The sequence below is a fragment of the Caulobacter endophyticus genome (genome assembly GCF_003116815.1).
Classification (GTDB): Bacteria; Pseudomonadota; Alphaproteobacteria; order Caulobacterales; family Caulobacteraceae; genus Caulobacter; species Caulobacter endophyticus.
Genome location: NZ_QDKQ01000035.1, coordinates 19,734 through 39,360 on the forward strand (window position 1 = coordinate 19,734; position 19,627 = coordinate 39,360).

The window sequence follows — 19,627 nt, forward strand, 5'->3', positions numbered from 1 at the left end:
GGCCAGGACGATGGTGACGATATCGGCGCCCTCGACGCGCTCGTGGCGCAGGGCCTCGATGCGGCTGGTGCTGCCCTCGGTGGTCTCGGCCGAAGGATCGTAGGCGCCGTGCGGCTCGAGCACGCCGACGAAGGTGGTCTCGCCCGGGCTCTTCACGCGCTGGATCAGCACGGGCTCGCGGCGCAGGTTGAACTTGGGATCGTTGGCGCCGCTCTGCGCGATGATCACCTGGGCGCCGGCCGGCGGCAGCATGCGCCAGGTGTAGAACCGCTCGCCGTTGATCCAGGTCAGGCGGGCGTTGGAGGCGTCGGGCGTGCCCGTCGCATCGACCCACAGGTGCTGGTAGCCGTCGTCCTTGCCCAGCACTGGCCGCGTGGCGAGGTTCTGCTGCAGCGGGAAGCCGGCGTCGATGATGTGGCCGGCAAAGTGCAGCGGCAGGTCGTACTGGGCCGGCTTGTCGCCCTTCACCTTCAGCAGGTCGAGCACCAGCGGCGGGCCCTTGCCGGCGTCGACCTGGACGATCGAGCGGCGGAAGGTCACGCCCGGCCAGGCCCCGGCCATCTCGGCGGTGCTGATCTTCGCCGAGCCCTCGGCCGAGAAGAAGATTTGCCTGGGCGCCATGGTGTTGGCGACCTTGACCTTGCCGTCGAACTGGCTGGTCTCGTTCACCACCAGCGTGTTGTGGGCCACGGTCTGCTTGGCCCAGGTCTCGTTTTCCTTGAGATAGCGGCCGCCGTCCTTGGCCTCAATGTTGAGGAAGCGGGCCGCGCCGTAGTCGGTCACGATGGGCCGGCCGGCGTCGTAGAGGATCCAGTTCAGCTTGTCGTAGTGGCCATGGCCCATGCCCTGGGCGGTGTTCTTGACGGCCACGACCTCGTCGTCGTCGCCCGGCCCCGAGCGCATCACGGCGATGGCGCCCTGGTCGCCGTCGGGGCCGTCGCGGAACAGCATCGAGGCGTAGGGGAACGGCTTTTCCCTGCCGGCCGCCAGGTCGCGCGCCACGGCCAGGCCGTCGGGCGTGAGCGTGGTGCGGTCCTGCCAGCGGGCGATGGACAGCAGCGCCGGATCCCTGGTGGCCCCGTAGGCGATGGCGATCGACTGGTAGAGCTCGTCGGTCTTGAGGCTCTTTTCCAGGAGGGCGTCGTTGAACGGGAAGAAGTAGCCGTCATAGGTCAGCTGCACGGCGGCCTTGACCGCCTTGGTCAGCACGCCGTCGCGATACTGGAAGATCTTGCGGCCCGGCTCGTTCTCCTCGATCGCGTGGGCGAAGACGACGAACGGCTGCAGGGCGTAGCGCTGGTAGTAGGGCCCCTCGGCATAGTAGCCGTCGGGCGAGAACAGCTGGTCGATCTGCTTGAGGAAGCCGACCTTGCCCGAGCGGTCCGTGCCCTTCAGGGCCTTCTCCACCATCACCGGATCGCGCAGCACGTAGCCGGTCATGCCGACGGCGGCGCAGGCCCAGGTGGCGTGGTTGTGGATGATGTCGAAGACCTGCGGCTGGTCGTCGGCGATGAATTTCGCCATCGGCCGGAAGACGCCGTCGTCGATGGCCTTGCGGTCGGCCTCGCTCAGGGTGTCGCGGATCGCGTCGTAGCCCTGGATCGAATAGACCACCCAGACCGCGTCGTTCAGGCTCTGCCAGAACAGCTTGCCGGCGGCGTTGTTCTTGGCGGCCGGATGCAGGCCGAGCGTCGGATAGAGCCTGGCGTATTCCAGCAGCAGTCGCTTGGCGTAGTCGGCATAGGCCTGATCGCCGGTGGCGCGGTACAGCATGCCCGCGCCATAGATGGCCATGTAGTTGCGCTTGTGCTGCTCGTGGGTGCGGCCGCCGCCGGGATCCTTCGGGACCGGCACGTCGATCCCGGCCTTCATGGCCGCGTCGACCTCCTTGCGCACCCGCTTCAGCTCGGCGGCGAACATCGGATAGCGCGCGCCGTCGGTGCGCATGGCCGCCAGGTCGGCCCCGCCGACCAGCACGGGCGCGAGGCCGGGCTGCACCTGAACCGGGCCCTGAGCGGCGCCGGCCTGCGCGAAGGCGCCCCCGGCCGGCAGCGCCGCCGAGACCAGCAGCACCAGGGCCAGACGCCCAACCTGTCGCCGAATGTTTCCCACGCTTCACTCCCTCGCGGCTCTCTGGCCGCTGCTCCGACTGACGCCCAGACGGCATACATCGATGCAGACCATTTGTCCTAGCAAAATTCGATCCGGTCCAGAAAAATTGGTCCTATAATTTTGCTATACCAATTTTCAGACCGGTCTAGGTGACTGCAAGGCCCGCTTGCCAAGCCCACGGAAACAACATAGCGAGACATATAGCATGCTATGCATATGGATCACGCCATGACCGATATCGTCTCCGACCGCGCCGCCCTGTTCCTGGGCAGCCGCCTCAAGCGCCTGGCCGAACGGATGCAGTCGCAGGTGACCCGGTTGGTCGAGAAGGCCGACCTGCCGCTGCAGCCCAGCCACATGCCGGTGCTGGGCACGCTGGACCGCGACGGGCCGCAGACCATCGGCGCCCTGACCGAGGCCATGCAGGTGGCCCAGCCCACGGTCACCCGCGCGGTGGCCCGGCTCACGGAGCTCGGCCTCGTCGAGACCAACCGCGAGCACCGCGACCAGCGCCACAAGACCATCCGCCTGACGCCGGAAGGCCGCGCCGCGCTCGACCGCGCCAAGATGCTGGTCTGGAACCGGGCCGAGGCCGCGGTGGAAGAGGTGCTGGCGAAGCTGGATCCGTCGTTCCTCGACCAGCTGACGGCGCTGGAGGCCCTGCTGGCGCAGGAGCCGCTGGACGTCCGCGCCGCCCGTCACGTCGAGGCCGGCGTCACGGTGGCGCAGTTCACCGACGCCCTGGCCCCGGCCTTCAAGGCCATCAACATGGAGTGGCTGGAGGACATGTACGAAGTCGAGCCCGTCGACCTGAAGGTGCTGGATCACCCCCGCGAGGCCATACTCGACCACGGCGGCGCCATCCTGTTCGCGATCGTCGAGGGCGTCGGCCCGGTCGGGACCTGCGCGCTGAAGCCCTCGGGCGGCGGCGCCGTCGAGCTGACCAAGATGGGCGTGCTGAAGTCCTCCCGCGGCGCCAAGATCGGCGAACACCTGCTGGCCGCCGCCATCGCCCGCGCCAAGGCCATGGACGCCGCGCCCCTCTACCTGCTCAGCAACAAGAAGTCGGCCGCCGCCGTGCACCTCTACGAGAAGCTCGGCTTCGTCCACGACGAGGCGATCATGGCCAGCTACGGCGCGGCGTACGAGCGCTGCGACGTGGCGATGGTGTATCGAGGGTAGGGACGCGATCCCGCTCGGGAGCATATGAGCGATTGGAGGTCTTTGAAGACCTTCTCGCTCCCGTTCGGGAACTTTCTGAAGCTCCCGAACGGGAGCATGAATTGACTTTCGGCGCCAGAATGCTATTTTTGCTCCCGATCGGGAGCACGTCATGGCCAAGCCCCCCAAGAAACCGCTCACCGCGACCGACCTGACGGCCCAGGCGCTGCGGCAGGCCAGTTCGGCCTACGACGAACTGCGCCGGTTCACCGCCTCCGATCGGATCTCCGAGGCGGTCAGGCAGGCCAAGGCCGTCACCGCCGCGGAAGTCGCCGCCGGCGCCGCGGCGCTCTCGCCGGCGCCGCCCTCCCGCATACTCAAGACCATCGCAACAACGGCGGACCTCGGCCGCCTGGTCCGCCAGGCCCGCGAGGCCATGAACCTCACCCAAACCGAGTTCGCCGACATGGCCGGGGTCGGGCGGCGGTTCGTGTCCGAGCTGGAGAACGGCAAGGCGACGCTGGAGTTGGGCAAGGTCATGGCCGCCTGCGCCGCGGCCGGCATCGACCTGCTGGCCGCCCAACGATGAGCCGTCCGACCCAGCTGGCCGTCCACATGGACGGCGCCGACCGTCCCGCCGGCTTCCTGGTGTCGGCCGAGGACCAGGCGATCGGCTTCGTGTACGACCAGGCCTACATCGCCGAGGGCGGGCCGCCGCTGTCGCTGTCGATGCCGCTGGGGCAGTTGGCCTTCGGCGACGTCGCCACACGGGCGTTCTTCGGCAACCTGCTGCCCGAGAACGACCAGATGCAGCGGGTGATGGACCGTGAGGGCCTGGCGCGTGACGACGTAGTCGGCCTGCTGGCCCATCTGGGCGCCGACTGTTCGGGCGCGATCTCGTGCCTGCCGCTGGACGCGCCGCCGGTGAAGGTTCCCGGCGTGCTGGCCGAAGACTATGAACCGATCCCCGCCGAGGAACTGGCCAAGATCGTCCGCAGCCTCGCCGATCACCGACGCCTGCCCGACTTGGCCGGCGATCCCTCGCCGGTGGCGGGGGTGCAGCGCAAGATCGCCCTGGTGCACACCACCGCCGGCTATGCGCGCCCCAAGCCCGGGCTCAAGGTTCCGACCACCCACATCCTGAAGGTTCCCGAACGCCTGCTCGGTCGTGACGCGAAGATCGAGGAACAGGCGGCCAGGCTGGCCCAGGCGGTCGGCCTGGAGGTGTCGATCCCCGAAGCCGTGCGCATCGACGGCGTCGACGCCCTGCTGATCACCCGCTTCGACCGGTGGGAGCAGGAGGGCGTGATCTATCGCATCCACCAGGAGGACTTCGCCCAGGCCTTGGGCCTGCCCTCGACACTGAAGTACCAGCGCAACGGCGATCCCGGCCGCCGGTTCGACGCCCAGGCGATCGCCCGCGTGCTGGACCAGACCGAGCGCCCTGCCCTCGCCCGCCAGGCGTTCCTGGCCGCGACGCTGTTCAACCTGCTGATCGGCAACACCGACAACCACGCCAAGAACCACGGCCTGCTCTACGCCTCGGGCCGCGCACCGGCCCTCGCGCCGCTGTACGACCTGCTGCCCAGCCAGCTGAACCCCGGCTTCACCGACCAGCTGTCGTTCGACATCGGCCAGGCCGAGCACCCCGACGCCATCACCCGCGACGATCTCCTGGCGTTCCTGGCGGCCTTCGGGATGACGAAGGCCGCCGCTTCGCGCGTCCTCGAACGGGTCGCCAAGCCGATGGTCCAAGCCCTGGAAGACGCCACGCGAGACCTCGCGCCACGGGGCTTCAAGGACCTGGACGACCTGATCGGCCGCGAGACCGAGCAACTGGTCGAGACCCTGGGCCTCGACGTGAAGGTGCGTCCGCGCGACTACGTTCCCAAGGGCCGCTACGCGCTGGGGGCCAGCTAGCCCCCTCCCCGCCAGAAGGATCAGCGAGCCAGGAACACCGCCAAGGTTGACCACGGTCAAACTGTCGCGCCTCTATGCGGCCTTTCGGAGGGGTCCATGAAACGAAACTCGAAGATCGCCATCGCCGCCGGCGTCGCGGGCGCGCTGTTCGCCGCCGCCTATTTCGGCTCGCCGTTCGTGGCGCTGATGAGCCTGAAGACCGCCGCCAAGACCGGCGATCGCGACCGCCTGGAACAGGTCGTGGACTTCCCGCAGGTCCGCGAGGGCATGAAGAGCCAGCTCACCGCCATGCTGACCAAGCGGATGGCCGAGGACCCCGCCATGAAGGACAACCCCTTCGCGGCGCTGGGTCTGTTGATGGCGCCGGCCATCATCGACCGGGCCATCGAGACCTATGTCACGCCGGACTCGATCAGCACCATGATCACGACGGCCAGGAAGCCGAGCCAGACCCTGGCCCAGGACCCCGGCGCGGCCTCGACCTCTTCGACCGGCAAGGTCCGCACCCGCTACGACTATGTCGGCCTGGACCGCTTTCGCGCCACCCTGACCAACCCCGACAGCGACGACAAGCTGAGCCTCGTCCTCGACCGCAAGGGCCTGTTCGGCTGGCGGCTGGTCCGGGTGGACCTGCCGCTGGACGAGGCGGGAAGCCCCGTCTAGCGCGCACGTCGGCCGGGGCGAAGACTACTCCACCTCCGTCGCCCGCGCCGGCCGCGCCTTTTCCGGCGTGGTCCCCTCGCCCGCGAACGGCGACAGGCGGAAGCTCACCCGCGTGGGCTCCAGCCTGGTGCGGTACTTGCCGTGGGGCTGGCCGACGTGGTTCCAGGTGGTGTCGCCGCCGACGCCCCATTGGGCGGCGTCGATGATCAGGGTTGCGTCGCCGTGGGGAACGATGTCGGACGACTTCCAGGTTCCGGCCGGGCGGCGGTAGAGGTCGGCGTAGGGGAAGGCCAGGGCCTGCATCATCAGCGGCTTGTCGGCGTCGACGCGAAGGCCGCCGCTCCCCGAGCCCAGCTCCATCCAGCGGACGTCCAGCTTGTTGCCGGTGTCCTGGGGCCGCATGTAGTCGTGGTTCTGGTCGGCCAGCGCCCCGCGCCACAGGCCGATCGGGGCCGAGGTGAAGCGGTCGACGTAAGACTCGTGCGGGCCGCGGCCCAGCCATTCGACGGTCCTGGGTTGGCCGGGCAGGGTGAACCACAGGCCCACGCGCACCGGCGGCGGCAGGTCGTCCTTCAGCGGGACCAGCTCGCCGCTGACCGCCACCGAGCCGTCGCCGGCCATGGTGTAGATCGTGGTGAAGCTGGCCGCCCCCGCGCCGAGCGCATGCTCCACCACCACCCGGGCCGAGCCGTCGTCGACCTTGTGGGCCGCAAAGCCGCGCAGCTGGCGCGCGTCGGTCATCACCCGCCATGGCTTCTGCTGGGCGACCGTGCCGTTGAGGGTGTCGTTGTCGGTCTCGGCCCGGAAGAAGTTGGGCTGACCGCCCTTGGCCAGCACCGCCCCGCCCTTGGCGTAGGCGGTGACCAGGCCCGTGGCGCGGTCGACGGTCAGGCTGGCGCCGGCCGCCTCGAGCACCACCGCGTCCCTGGTCTCCTTCAGGGCCACCACGCCCGGGCGGTCGACGAAGGCCTTGGGCGCGGCGTAGACGGCAAACTGCTCCCAGCCCACCACGTAGCCGGCCGGCGTCAGCGGCACGGCGCCGGCCTTGGCTCGGGCGCGCACGGTGACGAAATATTCCGAGCCCTGCCTGGGGGTCAGCTTGGGCAGCGGCAGGGTGATGCGCTGCTGGCCGCGCGCCTTCAGCGCCAGGGCCGGCAGGTCGCCGCGGGCGATCTCGACGCCGTCCTCTTCCAGCACCCAGTCGAAGTCGAAGCCCGACAGGTCGCGGAAGTCGTGGCGGTTGGTGACGATCAGCGTGTTGTTGAAGGCCGAGAAGGCGCCGAACTGGATCGGCGAGAGCACTTTGCGCACCTCGTAGAAGTGCGGATTGGGCGTGCGGTCGGGCTGGATCATGCCGTCGCCGAACTCGATGTCGCCGCCCGGGTTCTTGCCGTACTCGCCGCCGTCGCCCCAGTAGCGCCTGCCGTCCTTGGCGTAGCGGTACATCGACTGGTCGACCCAGTCCCAGATGAAGCCGCCCTGCAGCTTGTCGTACTTGTAGATGGTGTCCCAGTAGTCCTTGAAGTTGCCGCCGCCGTTGCCCTGCATGTGGGCGTATTCGCACTGGATCATCGGCTGGGTGCGGGTGGGATCCTGGGCCCAGTCGACCATCTTCTCGATGTCGTCGTACATCGGGGCGTAGATGTCGACGTAAGCGTTGGGCTGGTGCTCCCAGTCGAGCGTGCCCCAGCCCAGATAGGAGATCAGGCGCGAGGGATCGCGCTTGCGGGCGGCCGCGGCGGCCTTCTCGAAATTGGGGCCGATGCCGGCCTCGTTGCCCAGCGACCAGAAGATCACCGACGGGTGGTTCTTGTCGCGCTCGACCATGTTCAGCACCCGGTCGACATGCGCGCCCTCCCAGGCCGGGTCGAAGCCCAGCTGCATCTGTTCGCGCAGGGCCGGGACCTTGTTGCCGTAGTCCATGTAGGCGTGGCTCTCGATATTGGCCTCGTCCATCACATAGAGGCCGTACTCGTCGGCCAGGGCGTAGAAGCGCTCGTCGTTGGGATAGTGCGAGGTGCGCACGGCGTTGATGTTGGCCCGCTTCATCAGCTCGATGTCGCGGCGCATGCTCTCCTCGGAGATGACGTGGAAGGTCTCCGGGTCGTGCTCGTGGCGGTTGACGCCGCGGATGACGATGGGCTTGCCGTTGACCATCACCCGGCCGTTCTTGATCTCGACGGTGCGGAAGCCGATGCGCTGGGGCGTGGCCTGGACCACCTTGCCCTGGGCGTCGATCAGCTCGACCAGCAGGATGTAGAGGCTGGGGGTCTCGGCGGACCACGGCTTGACGCCCGGGACGGTCGCGTCGAGGAAAACCGTGCGCGCCGCGCCGGGGGCGACCTTGGTTTCCCTGGTCAGCACCGCCTGGTCGCCGTCCAGCAGCGTCATGCGGGCCGTCAGCGCAGCCTTGCGGGCGGTCAGCGAGAGCTCGGTCGACAGGACGCCGTCGCGATAGGCCTTGTCGAGCCCGGCCTTGACGAAGAGGTCGCTCGCCCGGGCCTGGGGGACGGCCTTGAGATACACCGAGCGCTCGATGCCCGAGACCCGCCAGAAGTCCTGGTCCTCCAGGTAGGAGCCGTCGGCCCAGCGGTGCACCTGGATGGCCACCAGGTTCTGGCCCGGCCGCACATACTTGGTGACGTCGAACTCGGCCGGCAGCTTGGAGTCCTCGTAGTAGCCGACCTCCACGCCGTTGACCCAGACGCGGTAGGCCGCCCCGGCCGCGCCGATGTGAAGGATCACGTCCTGGCCGCTCCAGCCGGCCGGAACCTCGAAGGTGCGGCGGTAGGAGCCGACCGGGTTGGTCGCGTGCGGGATCAGCGGCCGGTTGGCCGGGAACGGATAGGTGATGTTGTTGTAGCGGGCCTGGTCGTAGCCCTGCGCCTGCCACATGGCCGGGACCTTGATGTCCTTCCAGGACGAGGCGTCGTAGTCGGGCTTTTCGAAACCGGCGGGCGTGTCGTCCGACGACGGCGAGAAGTGGAAGGCCCACTGGCCGTCGAGGCTCAGATAGCGGGCCGACTTGCCCATGTCGCCGGCCAAGGCCAGCTCCCGGCTCTCGAACGGAAAGTGGGTGGCGACGGCCGGCAGCTTGCCGCGGGCGTTGACGGCGGGGTTTTCCCAGTCGGGGCGGGATGGATCCACCTGCACCGGATCGACCTTGGGCTGGGCGCTCGACGCCCCCGCCAGCACCATGACCGACATGGCCACGCCGGCCGCCAGGATCTTCCGCATGCAACGCCTCCCAGAACGCTCGCCCGTTGGATCGGGCGGTCATGACTTAGCATGGCGGATTCATTTGTCAGACAAAAGTGACAAATGGTGAGCGCACGGGACCAGATCATAGCGAACCGGCAGGCTTGCCTGAAGATCGGCGTTCGCCGTACATCTGGCGCGATCCGTCGAGAATTCGGCCGGACGGGTTTGGGGGAATGACGATGCTGGCTCGCGCCGCGCTTTCGATGGCGGTAGTCCTGAGCGGACTTGGCGCGGCCGCGCCGCCGTCGCTGGCCCAGCCGACCGCGGAAAAGCCCGTCTTCCTGGCCTGCTTCGCCTTCAACCCGAGCGGCGATCGCCTGGCCATCGCCTTCATGCCTCACCAGATCACGGCGGGCGCGCTGAAGGGCGTTGATCCCGAGGCCAAGATCAGGACCTCGGGCATCCAGGCCATCAGCAAGTATCCCGCCGCGCGGTGCGGCCGGTTCGACACCGCCGACCAGGCGCTGCAGTGGTACCGCGAAAGCGGCTACGCCATGATCAACCGGCTGGGCTATCCCAAGGGTTTCTGGCCGGAGCCCCCGCCCGCCGGCCCGCCCAAGTGGGCCGTCTGTACGCTCGAGACCTCCGGCGGGGTCGGCACGAAGCTGGCGATGTTCGTGTTCGAGCCCTTCCAGGTGGCGGCGGCCAAGGCGCCGATCCCCCGCGATGTGGGCATGCTGTTCCACCACGAGGTCGGGGCCGGCACGGTGGTGAGCGGCTATCAGCCGTTCAACGGCAACGGCTCGGGTTCGTGCAACTACTATGACGACGAAGCTTCGGCCCGCGCCCGGCGCGACCGGTGGCTGCAGAACCGGGACTACGGGATCGTGAAATTCGTCGCCTGGCGTCCGTCGGCCGACCTGACCGGGCTGGGCGCGGCGAGCGGGCCGGCGAAGGTGACCGGAACGGCCGGCGGCCCCGGCGATCCCAAGAGCACCAGCGGCGTCACCGTGACCAAGGCCGACACCTCGCTGCGCGAGGCCGGCAAGGCCTGGGACGAGCAGGTCAGGAAGACCCTCGCCGAAGAGGCCAGGAAGAAGGTTGAACTGGCGGCCAGGAGCGTCCAGGCCGACACTAAGGGCAGGCAGGAACTGGAAGCCTTCTTCAAGGCCCGTCGCGGCAACCGGGGCAACGCCCAATGAGCCGCCTCGTCCTGTTCGCCGCCGCCGTGATGGCCCTGGCCGCCCCGGCCCACGCCCAGGTCCTGACCGTCGACCTCAAGCCGCTTGCCGCCGCGCCGGCCGAGCGGCAGGCGACCGCGGTACTGAAGGGCGGCGCGATCTGCGCCAAACAGGGCCCGCTGACCGGGGCCGAGATCGGCCGCGCCTTCACCACGGGCCAGGCCGACGCCAGCCTGCGCGAGGAATTGAGCAAGGCCGGGGTGATGGTCAACGGCGCAGGCTTCGCGGCCGTCGGGGTGGCGGGGGCGGCCCGCATATCCCAGCTCGACGCCTGCCTGCCCAACTACGGCTTCGCCTCGATGGACGCCATCAGCGGCAAGGTCGAGGTCGCGGTCGACTGGACCCTGACCGATCGCGCGACCGGGGCCGAGATCGGCCAGCTGTCAACCCGCGAACTGGTCGAGCGCAAGGGCGGATCAGGCGGCCTCGCCGGCCTGGTCAACGAGGCTCTCGCCGCCAACGCCAGAAGCCTGGCGGCCAACCCGGCGCTGCGGGCGGCCGCGGCTCGGCCGCTGCTGGCCTCGGCCAGGCCGGAGCCGTCGCCGCCGCGCGATCCGGCGCTGCTCGTCCTGCCGCCCTGGCGCCAGTCGACCCAGAAGGCGCCCCTGGCGGTCGCCGCGCCGCTGATCGTCGAGAGCGATCTGGACATGATCGACAACCTCGACCAGTCCGAGCACTTCGCCGTGCCGCTGGAGGCGGGCGAGACGCTGCGGCTGGAGGTGCTGGAGACCGGATCCAAGATCGCCATGGTCGTCGCCAATCCCGGCAACCGATACATCGCCGGAACCCACCCGAGGAACCCGGAACGGCAGTTGTCGGCGACGGCCAAGACGGCGGGAACCTATGTCGTCTCGGCCTGGACCAGCGGCGATCCGCCGGTCACGCCATACAGGCTCAAGATCGACACCGACCGGCGGCCGTACCAGGCCTGGACGCCCCCGCCTCGCCCGCCGGCGCCCGCGACCGGGCCCAGCGTTCTGGCGACCCAGGAGCAGGTCGCGTCCAAGCCGCCCGTGACCGCCCCCGCCAAGCCGGTCCAGCCCGCGCCCCAGCCGCAGCCGCATGCCAGGCCCCAGCCGCCCGCCCCGCTTGCGCCCCTGCCCAAGCTGGTCCCGCCGCCGGGCGTGCTGGCGGCCGAGATCGGCAAGCCGGTGAACCGCCCGGCGGGCAAGGTGGGCGCGGCCGTCGACCTCTTCGCCTTCATCGGCGAGGCCGGCTCGGTGCTGCAGGTCACGAGCGGGGCCGCCGGCGCGGGCGGGCTGTCGGTCACGCTCTACACGCCCGAAGGCGATCGGATGCTGGACGCCGACGGCGTCGACAACACCGGGCTGAGCGCCATCCTGCCCAAGGACGGCGTCTACCTGCTGTCGGTCGGGCGACAGAACGCGGCCCGGCCCTACCGGCTGAACCTGGCGGCCGAGAGACCCGACATCTTCCAGTGGAGCTTCCGTGAGAACGCCGGCTACGAGATCCTCGGGCCGGACGGCAAGCCCGCGTACTGGACCTGCTGGGCCGCGCCTGGCTCGGCCCTGACCTATGTCAGGCCTGGCGGCCGGGAGGCGACCCTGCGGGTGTCGGCCGGCGGCGACGGCCACTGGGACCTCGCCGACGCGCCCGACTACAGCTTCACGACGGCGCTGACGGGCGGAGTTTTCATCAGGACCTCCAGCACCGGCAAGCTGGAGACGTGGTCGATCCGCGACGAGAAGACGACGGGCGCCTATCGCGGCTATTTCTGTCCCTAGAGCCCTCGCAGCGCCAGTCGCGCGGCCTCGCGCAATTCGTCCTGCCCCGCCCCGCCGCGCGCGGCGACCTTGAGGCCCGAGCGCAGGGTCAGAAGCATGCGGCCGGCGGCGTGCGGGTCGAGGGCGGGAGCAAACTCGCCCGCCGCGATCCCGTCCTGCACCCGCGCGGCGAAGGCGGCGACCACCAGGGCGGCGGCGGCGTCGTTGAGGGCGTTGACCTCGGGATCGCCCCGGCTGAACTCGACGATCGAGCCGACGCCGAGGCACCCGGTCTCCAGGTCGTCCGACGAACCCAGGCCGACCAGCAGCGCCGCCTCGATGGCCTCGCGCGCCGGGCCGCCGCCGGCCAGGGCCTCGCTCATCTGGGCCAGCGAGCCGTCCGAATAGCGGCGCAGGGCCTCCAGGAACAGCCGGCGCTTGTCGCCGAACGCGCCGTACAGGCTCTGGCGGCCGATGCCCATGCCCTCGATCAGGTCGCTGGTCGAGGCGGCCTCGTAGCCGTGGCGGGCGAACACCCTGATCGCGCTGGCGATCGCCTCGTCGCGATCGAATTCCGAAGGTCTGGCCATGGTCGCATCCTAGCGATCTTGATCGATTGGTCCAGAATTATTCTTGACCGATCGATCTAGAACGCTCAGGTTATGGACTGATCAGTCCATAACGAGGCTCCCGACATGACCGACACCTTCACTCCCTACGCTCCGGCCCTGGTGCTGGGCGGCTCGCGCGGCATGGGCGCCGCCATCGTCCGCCGCCTGGCCGCCGAGGGCCGCCCCGTCGCCTTCACCTACGCCGCCTCGCCCGGCCCCGCCGCCGCCCTGGCGGGCGAGGTCGAGGCGGCCGGCGGAACGGCCCTGGCCATGAAGGCCGACAGCGCCGACGCAGAAGCCGTGCGCGCGGCGGTCGAGGCCGCCGTGGCGCGGTTCGGCAAGCTGGGCGTGCTGGTGGTCAACGCCGGGGTGCTGAAGGCCGGGACCATCGACCAGTTCCCCCTGGCCGACTTCGACCACATGCTGGCGGTCAATGTGCGCGGGGTGTTCGCGGCCATCCACTATGCCGCCCCGCACCTCGTCGACGGCGGCCGCGTGGTCGTCATCGGCAGCAACACGGCCGAGCGGATCGGCGGCCCCGGCTCCAGCGTCTACGCGATGACCAAGGCAGCCGTCGCCCAGCTGGCGCGCGGCGCGGCCCTCGACTTCGCGCCCCGCAAGATCACCGTCAACACCATCCAGCCCGGCCCCATCGCCACCGACATGACCGCCGACCTGATGGACTACATCACTCCCCGCCTGCCGCTGGGCCGCATCGGCGAGGCGGGCGAGGTGGCGGGGCTGGTCGCCTGGCTGGCGGGGCCTGACGCGGGCTACATGACGGGCGCGGCCCTGACGATCGACGGGGGATGGAGCGCCTAGGGTCTGGACTCAATTGAGCCAGTAGGCGCAGAGGGCGGCGATGAGGACGCCGGAGAGGTAGTTCCTGGCCAGTTTGTCGTAGCGAGTGGCCACGCGTCGGAAGTCCTTGAGCCTGCACCACATGCGCTCGACGCGGTTTCGATCCTTGTAGGCCTGGGCGTCGTAGGGGATGGGGACCTTGCGCGAGGTGGTCGAGGGGATGACCGCCTCGGCGCCGCGCTCGGCCAGTCTCTGGCGGAAGTGGTTGGCGTCGTAGGCGCGGTCGGCGAGCAGACGACGGAATGGCCCAGCGGCCTGGATCAGGGCGGCCGCCATGCTGATATCGTTGATGTTCCCCGCGCTGAGCAGCAGCACCCGCGGCTTACCGCGCTCATCGACCAGGCCGTGAACCTTGGTGGTGCGGCCACCGCGTGAACGGCCTATGGCTTGGAGGAAGGCCCCCCTTTTGCGCCGGCCGCCGAGCGGTGAGCCTTGATGTGGGTGGCGTCGATCGCCGCCCCGTAGATGCCCGTGTGCCCTGTCAGGGCCTCAAACATCTGCAGCCACAGGCCCTGGCGGCTCCAGCGGTTGAAGCGGTTGTAGACCGTCGTGTAGGGGCCGAACTCCGGCGGGCAGTCGCGCCAGCGCGCCCCGCTCTTGAGCATGTGGACTATGCCCGAGACCACGCGGCGATCGTCCACGCGATGCGCGCCCTTGCGTCCGCGCGGAAGCAGCGGCTCGATCCGAGCCCACTCCTCGTCGCTAAGCCACTGAACCTGCCTGGCCATCTCAAGGCTCCTTTTCAGAAGCCTTGAATCAGCAACCTCGGACTACCGCCAGCGCTTATTAAGTACGGACCCTAGGGAACAGGCGGGTCGGGGGAAGCTTCACTTATCCACAGATCGATCATCGCCCAGAGATTGCTGAAGCTTAGCAGCAACCACATAAGATTGCGCTCGCATAAGGCGAGTGGTCAGTGGGGGCGTCTGTTCGATGAGGGTGAAGTATCTCGCGGGTCTGGCCGCGCTGCTGTGCGGCACGACCTGCCTGACCGGTCTGGCCCATGCCCAGGTCGAAGCGCCGGTCCACTCGGTCGTCGACGAGCGGGGCGTCGACCTGCTCACCGGCCACCTGCTTTACAAGCCGGTCGGCTTCACCGTGGGCGATCCGGCCGCCGGCGGCCTGACCTACGCGATCCAGGGCGGATCGGCCTCAGCGGCCAAAACCGACACCAGCGCTGGGGGCATCAAATCGAAGCTCGGGATCATCTCGGTCATTATCGGAGCAAGAACCGAAAGGTTCTCCAGCAATTTCACGCCGCAAGAGGCGCGCGGGTCGTCGCTGTCCTACAATGCGTCCACGCAGACCTTCACCTATCGCTCGGCGGACGGGCTGCTCGCCTACTTTACGGGAGGGGTGGGCACGGGCGGCAACTACTGGGGCAGACTGACCTCCATCGTCCATCCCAACGGCATCATCCACACCTATTCCTGGAAGACGATTCCGTCCTGCTGGCAGAACGACGCAGGCGGCACAAGCTGCACCGACATGTTCCGCCTGCGGTCGATCAACAGCAGCGGCGGCTACCAGCTGCGGTTCGACTACGCCGACGGCGCCACGCTCATACCGTCGATGGTCTACGGGCTGAACCGCGCCAGCACCTATTGCGACCCCGACGCCGACAGCTGCGCAAGCATCCCAGTCAACGCGCCGCGGGTGATATTCACCGAGGCCGCCGACTGGTCGTCGGCCACGGTCACTGACGAGACGGGCGCCTGGCGGACCACGAACTTCAACAGCATACGCCAGGTCACCAGCGTCCAATCCTCGGCCGGCGACACCACCAGCTACACCTACAATTCGAGCGCGCCCGTCGCTTCGATCACCACCAACGACGGCACGTGGACCTACAACCGCAACGTCACGACCGGCGCAATCGTCCTGACCGACCCGCTGCAGCGCCAGACCACGATCGTTCCGGGCAGCGCCGGCCTGCTGAGCTACACGGACGCCAACGGCCAGACCACAAGCCAGACCTATGACGCCTCCGGGCGGCTGGAGACGATCACCGCGCCGGAGCAGAACTCCTGGCGCTTCAGCTACGACGGCCGGGGCAATGTCACCCAGACCATCGTCAAGGCAAAGCCCGGCTCGGGCCTGGCCGACATCGTCACCACGGCCAACTATGACGCCAGCTGCTCCAATCCCCTGACCTGCAATCAGCCCAACTGGACGAAGGACGCCCTGGGCCGTCAAACGGACTATACCTACGACGCCAACCACGGCGGCGTGCTGACGGTCACCAAGCCCGCCCCGACCGCGGGCGCGGCTCGCCCGCAGATCCGCTACAGCTACACCCAGACGCCGACCTATGGCCTCAATGCGGCCGGCGCGCAGGTGCAGATCGGCTCGGTCTGGGCGCTGAGCGGCGTGTCGTCCTGCGTCACGGGCGCGTCGTGCACGGGCTCGGCCAACGAGACGAAAGTCACGATCGCGCGGTCGAGCGCGACCAACCTGCAGCCCGCCTCGATCACGCGCGGCTCGGGCGACAACACGCTGCAGGCGACCACCGCCTATACTTACGACAGCATCGGCTCGCTGCTGACCGTCGACGGGCCGCTGGCCGGAACCGCCGACACGCTGCGCTATCGCTATGACGCGGTCGGCCGCCTGGCCGGCGTCGTCGGCCCCGATCCGGACGCCGGCGGCGGGTTGAAGCACCGCGCGCTGCGCTACACCTATGACGCAGCCAACCGGCCGGTGACCGTCGAGCAGGGCACGGTGGCCAGCCAGTCGGACGCCGACTGGGCCGCCTTCGCATCGCTGCAGACCAGCACGACGACCTACGACGCCATGAGCCGCCCGATCAGGCAGGCGCTCAGCGTCGGCGGATCGACGGTCTCGGTGGGGCAGTACGGCTACAACGCCGTCGGCCTTCTGCAGTGCAGCGCACTGCGCATGAACCCGGCGACCTTCGGGGCGCTTCCGGCCTCGGCCTGCACGCCCGCCACGGAGGGCGTCGATGGCCCCGACCGCATCACCTACAACGTCTACAACTCCGTGGACCGGCTTATCGAGGCCTGGTCCGGCTGGAATACGCCGACGCCGGTGCGCGAGGCCAAGTACACCTACCGCCCCAACGGCACGCTGAGCTTCGTCATCGACGCCAAGGACAACACCACCTTCCTGGTCGCCGACGGCTTCGACCGGATCGCCACGACGCATTTCCCGCCCTCGGCGGTCGGCCAGCTGCAGCCCAACGGCTCGGACTTCGAGATCCTGACCTTCGACGCCGCCAGCCGGGTGACCAAGAAGCGCCTGCGCGACGGCCAGGAGATCAACTTCACCTATGACGACAACGACAACCTGATCCTCAAGGACCTGCCGTCGACCTGGGCCGACACGACCTACACCTATGACAACCTGGGACGCCTGACCTCGACTTCGTTCCCGGGCTACTCGGTGGGCCTGACCTACGACGCCCTGGGCCGGACCACCGCCCAGTCGACGCCGCAAGGCACGATGAGCTACCAGTACGACCTGGCCGGCAACCGCACGCGGGTGACCTGGCCCGACGGCTTCTGGGTCGGCTACGAATACTACACGACCGGCGAGATGCTGGTGGCCCGCGAGCAGGGCGCCGTCACGGGGCCCGGCGTGCTGGCCACCTACTTCTATGACGATCTTGGCCGGCGCTCCTCGCTGTGGCGCGGCAACGGCGTGTCGACCACCTACGGCTATGACGGCGCTTCGCGTCTGACCAGCATGAACCACGACCTGGCCGGGACGGCGCAGGACCAGGCCTACACCTACGGCTACAACGCCGCCGGCCAGGTCGTCTCGCGCTCGGCCAGCAACGACGCCTATCGCTATGTCGGCGGCGGCGCCGGAACCAAGGCCTACGCCAGCAACGGCCTCAATCAATACACCACGGTCGGGGGCCTTGGCCTCAGCTACGATGGCCGCGGCAACCTGCAATCGGACGGTGCGGTCACCTTCGGCCACGACGCCGAAAACCAGCTGCGCCACAACTCCGCGGGCGGATCGCTGGGCTATGATCCGGCCGGCCGCCTGAACAACGCCTCGCTGGGCGGAACCACCACCCAGTTCCTCTATGACGGCGTCAGCCTGTCAGCCGAGTACAACGCCAGCGGCGGTCTGCTGCGGCGCTACATTCCCGGCCCCGGCACGGACGAACCGCTGGCCTGGTACGAAGGCGCTGGCACGAGCGACCGCCGCTGGTACGCCGCCGACGAGCGCGGCTCGGTGGTCGGCGTGATCAACGGCGCGGGCGCGGCCGCGGGCATCAACACCTACGACGAATACGGCGTGCCGGGCGCAGGCAACCTTGGCCGCTACCAGTACACCGGCCAGACCTGGGTTCCGGAGATCGGCGCCTACAACTACAAGGCCCGCATATACTCGCCGTCGCTCGGCCGCTTCATGCAGACCGATCCGATCGGTTATTCGGATGGGATCAACTGGCAGGCTTATGTCGGCAACGATCCGATCAACAAGATCGACCCCACAGGCACCGACTACTCCTATCCGGTGAAAGGTGGCGGCAGGCGCTACTGCATGGAAGGCGATGGCAAGCCCTCAGGCCCAGGCGAAGTCCTGGACATGGACTGCTACCACGCCCAAGAATCCTGGGTAGGCATTTCAAGGATCGGCCGCTTCCTTCTGATGTCTGCGTTTGGGGGAAGCGCCGCCCCGACAGGTAAAAATCCGAAAGGGCAGGCCTGCTCGAATGGGATGATGAACGCGATTATTGGCCTGAACGCTCCCCCTGGAACGCCGGATGGATACTATACATTTAGCGGAGAATATGGATTTGTTGCCGGCATGGGCGGAATATTGTCTTATAATGCCGGTTACGAAGTGAGAGATCGAAAAATCGTCCACTCAGTCACAGCCCTCAACTTATCCGGAGCCGTTGGAGCCTATGTTTCCGCAGGCATAGGCGAAGGATGGTCAAATTCAAATCCAATGAACAACAAGGGTGAACATTCATTTTCTGTTGTTGGAGGAATGGGCCCCGCCTCAGGCAGCGCCGGATACAACGCCAGGTCCATTCTTCGACCGGAGTCGGCAGCGATCTCGGGTCAATTTGGCCTCATAGGTCCAAAAGCTTCCGGCGGCATTGCCGCGACTGCGGGCAACACGCTATCCGGCTGCTATCAATGACTTATTGGCGCGCCTTTTTTCTGGGATACGCCATATCGGCCATCCTTATTATACCTTCCATTTACGTATTGGCCCGTTTCGGGCCAATTTTTGGAATCCCCTGCTTGATTGCAGCAGCTCTAGCGAGAGGAGAAATTCTCTGGAGGATCAAAGTTGATGGCGGAAAAACTTCTTGGTGGGGAAAAAGCCGACTTGAAACCTATTTCACACACCACTTCCCAGATAGAAATTAGGATCTTGAAGCGAAGTGTGGATCGCTAAACACTCTACAATCCGCCCCTTGGCGCTCATGACAAAACCTTGCATCTAAGGGCGCCTCAGCGCTGGCGGATCGCTGCGAGCATGGACCGCCAACACCTACCCCTCGCCGGCCAGCGGCCAGGCGCGGGCGGTGACGCCGCCGCCGTCGCGGCCGGCGATTTCGAGGCGGCCGCCGAAGCGTCCAAGAAGGCCGCCGCTAAGGACGCAGCCATGGAAGGTCTGGGGTTTGGCACGGCAAGGCCATCGACAAGACGACAGGAAACGGGAAGACGCCATGTTCCAAATAGCGGCCACATGGATCGCGATGGCGGCGATGGCGACGGGCTTCTCCTCGCTTTACTACATCGCCTACGCCAGCCGGTACGACATTCCCGCCGACCTCTATACGAGGTCCGGCGCCGCCATGGTCATCGTCCTTTCAGGAGTGGTGTTCACGTGGGGACTGAAGACGCTCGGCAAGGCGTTTCCGGGCGTCACGTTCAAGTCCTACGCACCCATTCTGCTCATCGGCGCCGTCGTGGCCGGCTTGAGCTTCCCGGTCGTCAAGCGGCAAGCCTTCACCCTCCTGGGCCTGGGATATTTCGAAACGGCGCTGGCGCTGCTCGCGGCCGGGACGTTCATCATGGGCGCGTGGTTTCACCTGGAAATCCTTCACTTCAGGAAGACCCGCCAGGATCACGGCCGCACGTCCTAACGATCCCGACGCCTCCTACCCCTCGCCCGCCGGCGGCCAGACGCTGGCCGT

The 19,627-nt window shown here is 68.1% G+C and carries 11 protein-coding genes and 2 pseudogenes; 9 read left to right on the forward strand and 4 right to left on the reverse strand.

The genetic code is table 11. The annotated features are described in order from the left end of the window. Nucleotides 1-165: 165 nt before the first annotated feature. Nucleotides 166-1,947: pseudogene (locus tag DDF67_RS10265) on the reverse strand (alginate lyase family protein); the annotation flags it as partial. 393 nt (nucleotides 1,948-2,340) lie between these two features. On the opposite strand from DDF67_RS10265, the gene DDF67_RS10270 reads away from it, so the two are divergent. From DDF67_RS10270 to DDF67_RS10285, 4 genes and pseudogenes are all read left to right on the forward strand, one after another. After that, on the forward strand, nucleotides 2,341-3,294 hold the full coding sequence (locus DDF67_RS10270; RefSeq protein WP_109100840.1) for a bifunctional helix-turn-helix transcriptional regulator/GNAT family N-acetyltransferase: 954 nt from the start codon (nucleotides 2,341-2,343) through the stop codon (nucleotides 3,292-3,294). A gap of 382 nt (nucleotides 3,295-3,676) precedes the next feature. Further along, a pseudogene (locus tag DDF67_RS10275) lies at nucleotides 3,677-3,862 on the forward strand (type II toxin-antitoxin system Y4mF family antitoxin); the annotation flags it as partial. Beyond that, complete coding sequence (locus tag DDF67_RS10280) at nucleotides 3,859-5,193, forward strand: type II toxin-antitoxin system HipA family toxin (protein WP_109100806.1); 1,335 nt, start codon at nucleotides 3,859-3,861, stop codon at nucleotides 5,191-5,193. The pseudogene DDF67_RS10275 and the gene DDF67_RS10280, both read left to right, overlap by 4 nt. A gap of 96 nt (nucleotides 5,194-5,289) precedes the next feature. Then, nucleotides 5,290-5,856: a DUF2939 domain-containing protein gene (locus DDF67_RS10285; RefSeq protein ID WP_109100807.1), complete on the forward strand. Its 567-nt coding sequence runs from the start codon at nucleotides 5,290-5,292 to the stop codon at nucleotides 5,854-5,856. A 24-nt stretch (nucleotides 5,857-5,880) separates the two neighbouring features. On the opposite strand, the gene DDF67_RS10290 is transcribed toward DDF67_RS10285, so the two are convergent. Beyond that, on the reverse strand, nucleotides 5,881-9,093 hold the full coding sequence (locus DDF67_RS10290) for a glycoside hydrolase family 2 TIM barrel-domain containing protein (protein ID WP_109100808.1): 3,213 nt from the start codon (nucleotides 9,091-9,093) through the stop codon (nucleotides 5,881-5,883). Between the two features lie 203 nt (nucleotides 9,094-9,296). On the opposite strand from DDF67_RS10290, the gene DDF67_RS10295 reads away from it, so the two are divergent. Beyond that, on the forward strand, nucleotides 9,297-10,259 hold the full coding sequence (locus DDF67_RS10295; protein WP_146198004.1) for a hypothetical protein: 963 nt from the start codon (nucleotides 9,297-9,299) through the stop codon (nucleotides 10,257-10,259). Beyond that, nucleotides 10,256-12,043 (forward strand): hypothetical protein, encoded by a 1,788-nt coding sequence (locus DDF67_RS10300; protein WP_109100810.1) that lies wholly within the window; start codon nucleotides 10,256-10,258, stop codon nucleotides 12,041-12,043. Before DDF67_RS10295 ends, DDF67_RS10300 begins: the two co-directional genes overlap by 4 nt. Here DDF67_RS10300 and DDF67_RS10305 read toward each other — a convergent pair. Beyond that, on the reverse strand, nucleotides 12,040-12,612 hold the full coding sequence (locus tag DDF67_RS10305) for a TetR/AcrR family transcriptional regulator (protein WP_109100811.1): 573 nt from the start codon (nucleotides 12,610-12,612) through the stop codon (nucleotides 12,040-12,042). The genes DDF67_RS10300 and DDF67_RS10305 overlap by 4 nt on opposite strands. Nucleotides 12,613-12,717: 105 nt before the next feature. Between DDF67_RS10305 and DDF67_RS10310 the strand changes: the two genes are divergently transcribed. After that, entirely contained in the window at nucleotides 12,718-13,455 is a 738-nt protein-coding gene (locus DDF67_RS10310) for an SDR family NAD(P)-dependent oxidoreductase (RefSeq protein ID WP_109100812.1), read from the forward strand. Nucleotides 13,456-13,464: 9 nt separating this feature from the next. On the opposite strand, the gene DDF67_RS10315 is transcribed toward DDF67_RS10310, so the two are convergent. Next, nucleotides 13,465-14,222, reverse strand: a protein-coding gene (locus tag DDF67_RS10315; RefSeq protein WP_408608603.1) for an IS5 family transposase whose coding sequence is annotated in 2 segments (ribosomal slippage) — nucleotides 13,465-13,884 and nucleotides 13,887-14,222 — 756 coding nt in all. Because the reading frame shifts where the segments join, the coding sequence is not laid out codon by codon here. 205 nt (nucleotides 14,223-14,427) lie between these two features. On the opposite strand from DDF67_RS10315, the gene DDF67_RS10320 reads away from it, so the two are divergent. After that, nucleotides 14,428-18,621, forward strand: coding sequence for an RHS repeat domain-containing protein (locus tag DDF67_RS10320; RefSeq protein ID WP_109100814.1), 4,194 nt, complete (start codon nucleotides 14,428-14,430; stop codon nucleotides 18,619-18,621). 535 nt (nucleotides 18,622-19,156) lie between these two features. Beyond that, the gene (locus tag DDF67_RS10325; protein WP_109100815.1) at nucleotides 19,157-19,576 is read left to right on the forward strand and encodes a hypothetical protein; all 420 of its coding nucleotides are present in this window, start codon (nucleotides 19,157-19,159) and stop codon (nucleotides 19,574-19,576) included. Nucleotides 19,577-19,627 lie beyond the last annotated feature (51 nt).

What these genes read in the sequence shown, in the direction of transcription:
- DDF67_RS10270 (WP_109100840.1), top strand. Translation starts at nt 2,341, where the DNA reads ATGACCGATATCGTCTCCGACCGCGCCGCCCTGTTCCTGGGCAGCCGC.
- DDF67_RS10280 (WP_109100806.1), top strand. Translation starts at nt 3,859, where the DNA reads ATGAGCCGTCCGACCCAGCTGGCCGTCCACATGGACGGCGCCGACCGT.
- DDF67_RS10285 (WP_109100807.1), top strand. Translation starts at nt 5,290, where the DNA reads ATGAAACGAAACTCGAAGATCGCCATCGCCGCCGGCGTCGCGGGCGCG.
- DDF67_RS10290 (WP_109100808.1), bottom strand. Translation starts at nt 9,093, where the DNA reads ATGCGGAAGATCCTGGCGGCCGGCGTGGCCATGTCGGTCATGGTGCTG.
- DDF67_RS10295 (WP_146198004.1), top strand. Translation starts at nt 9,297, where the DNA reads ATGCTGGCTCGCGCCGCGCTTTCGATGGCGGTAGTCCTGAGCGGACTT.
- DDF67_RS10300 (WP_109100810.1), top strand. Translation starts at nt 10,256, where the DNA reads ATGAGCCGCCTCGTCCTGTTCGCCGCCGCCGTGATGGCCCTGGCCGCC.
- DDF67_RS10305 (WP_109100811.1), bottom strand. Translation starts at nt 12,612, where the DNA reads ATGGCCAGACCTTCGGAATTCGATCGCGACGAGGCGATCGCCAGCGCG.
- DDF67_RS10310 (WP_109100812.1), top strand. Translation starts at nt 12,718, where the DNA reads ATGACCGACACCTTCACTCCCTACGCTCCGGCCCTGGTGCTGGGCGGC.
- DDF67_RS10320 (WP_109100814.1), top strand. Translation starts at nt 14,428, where the DNA reads ATGAGGGTGAAGTATCTCGCGGGTCTGGCCGCGCTGCTGTGCGGCACG.
- DDF67_RS10325 (WP_109100815.1), top strand. Translation starts at nt 19,157, where the DNA reads ATGTTCCAAATAGCGGCCACATGGATCGCGATGGCGGCGATGGCGACG.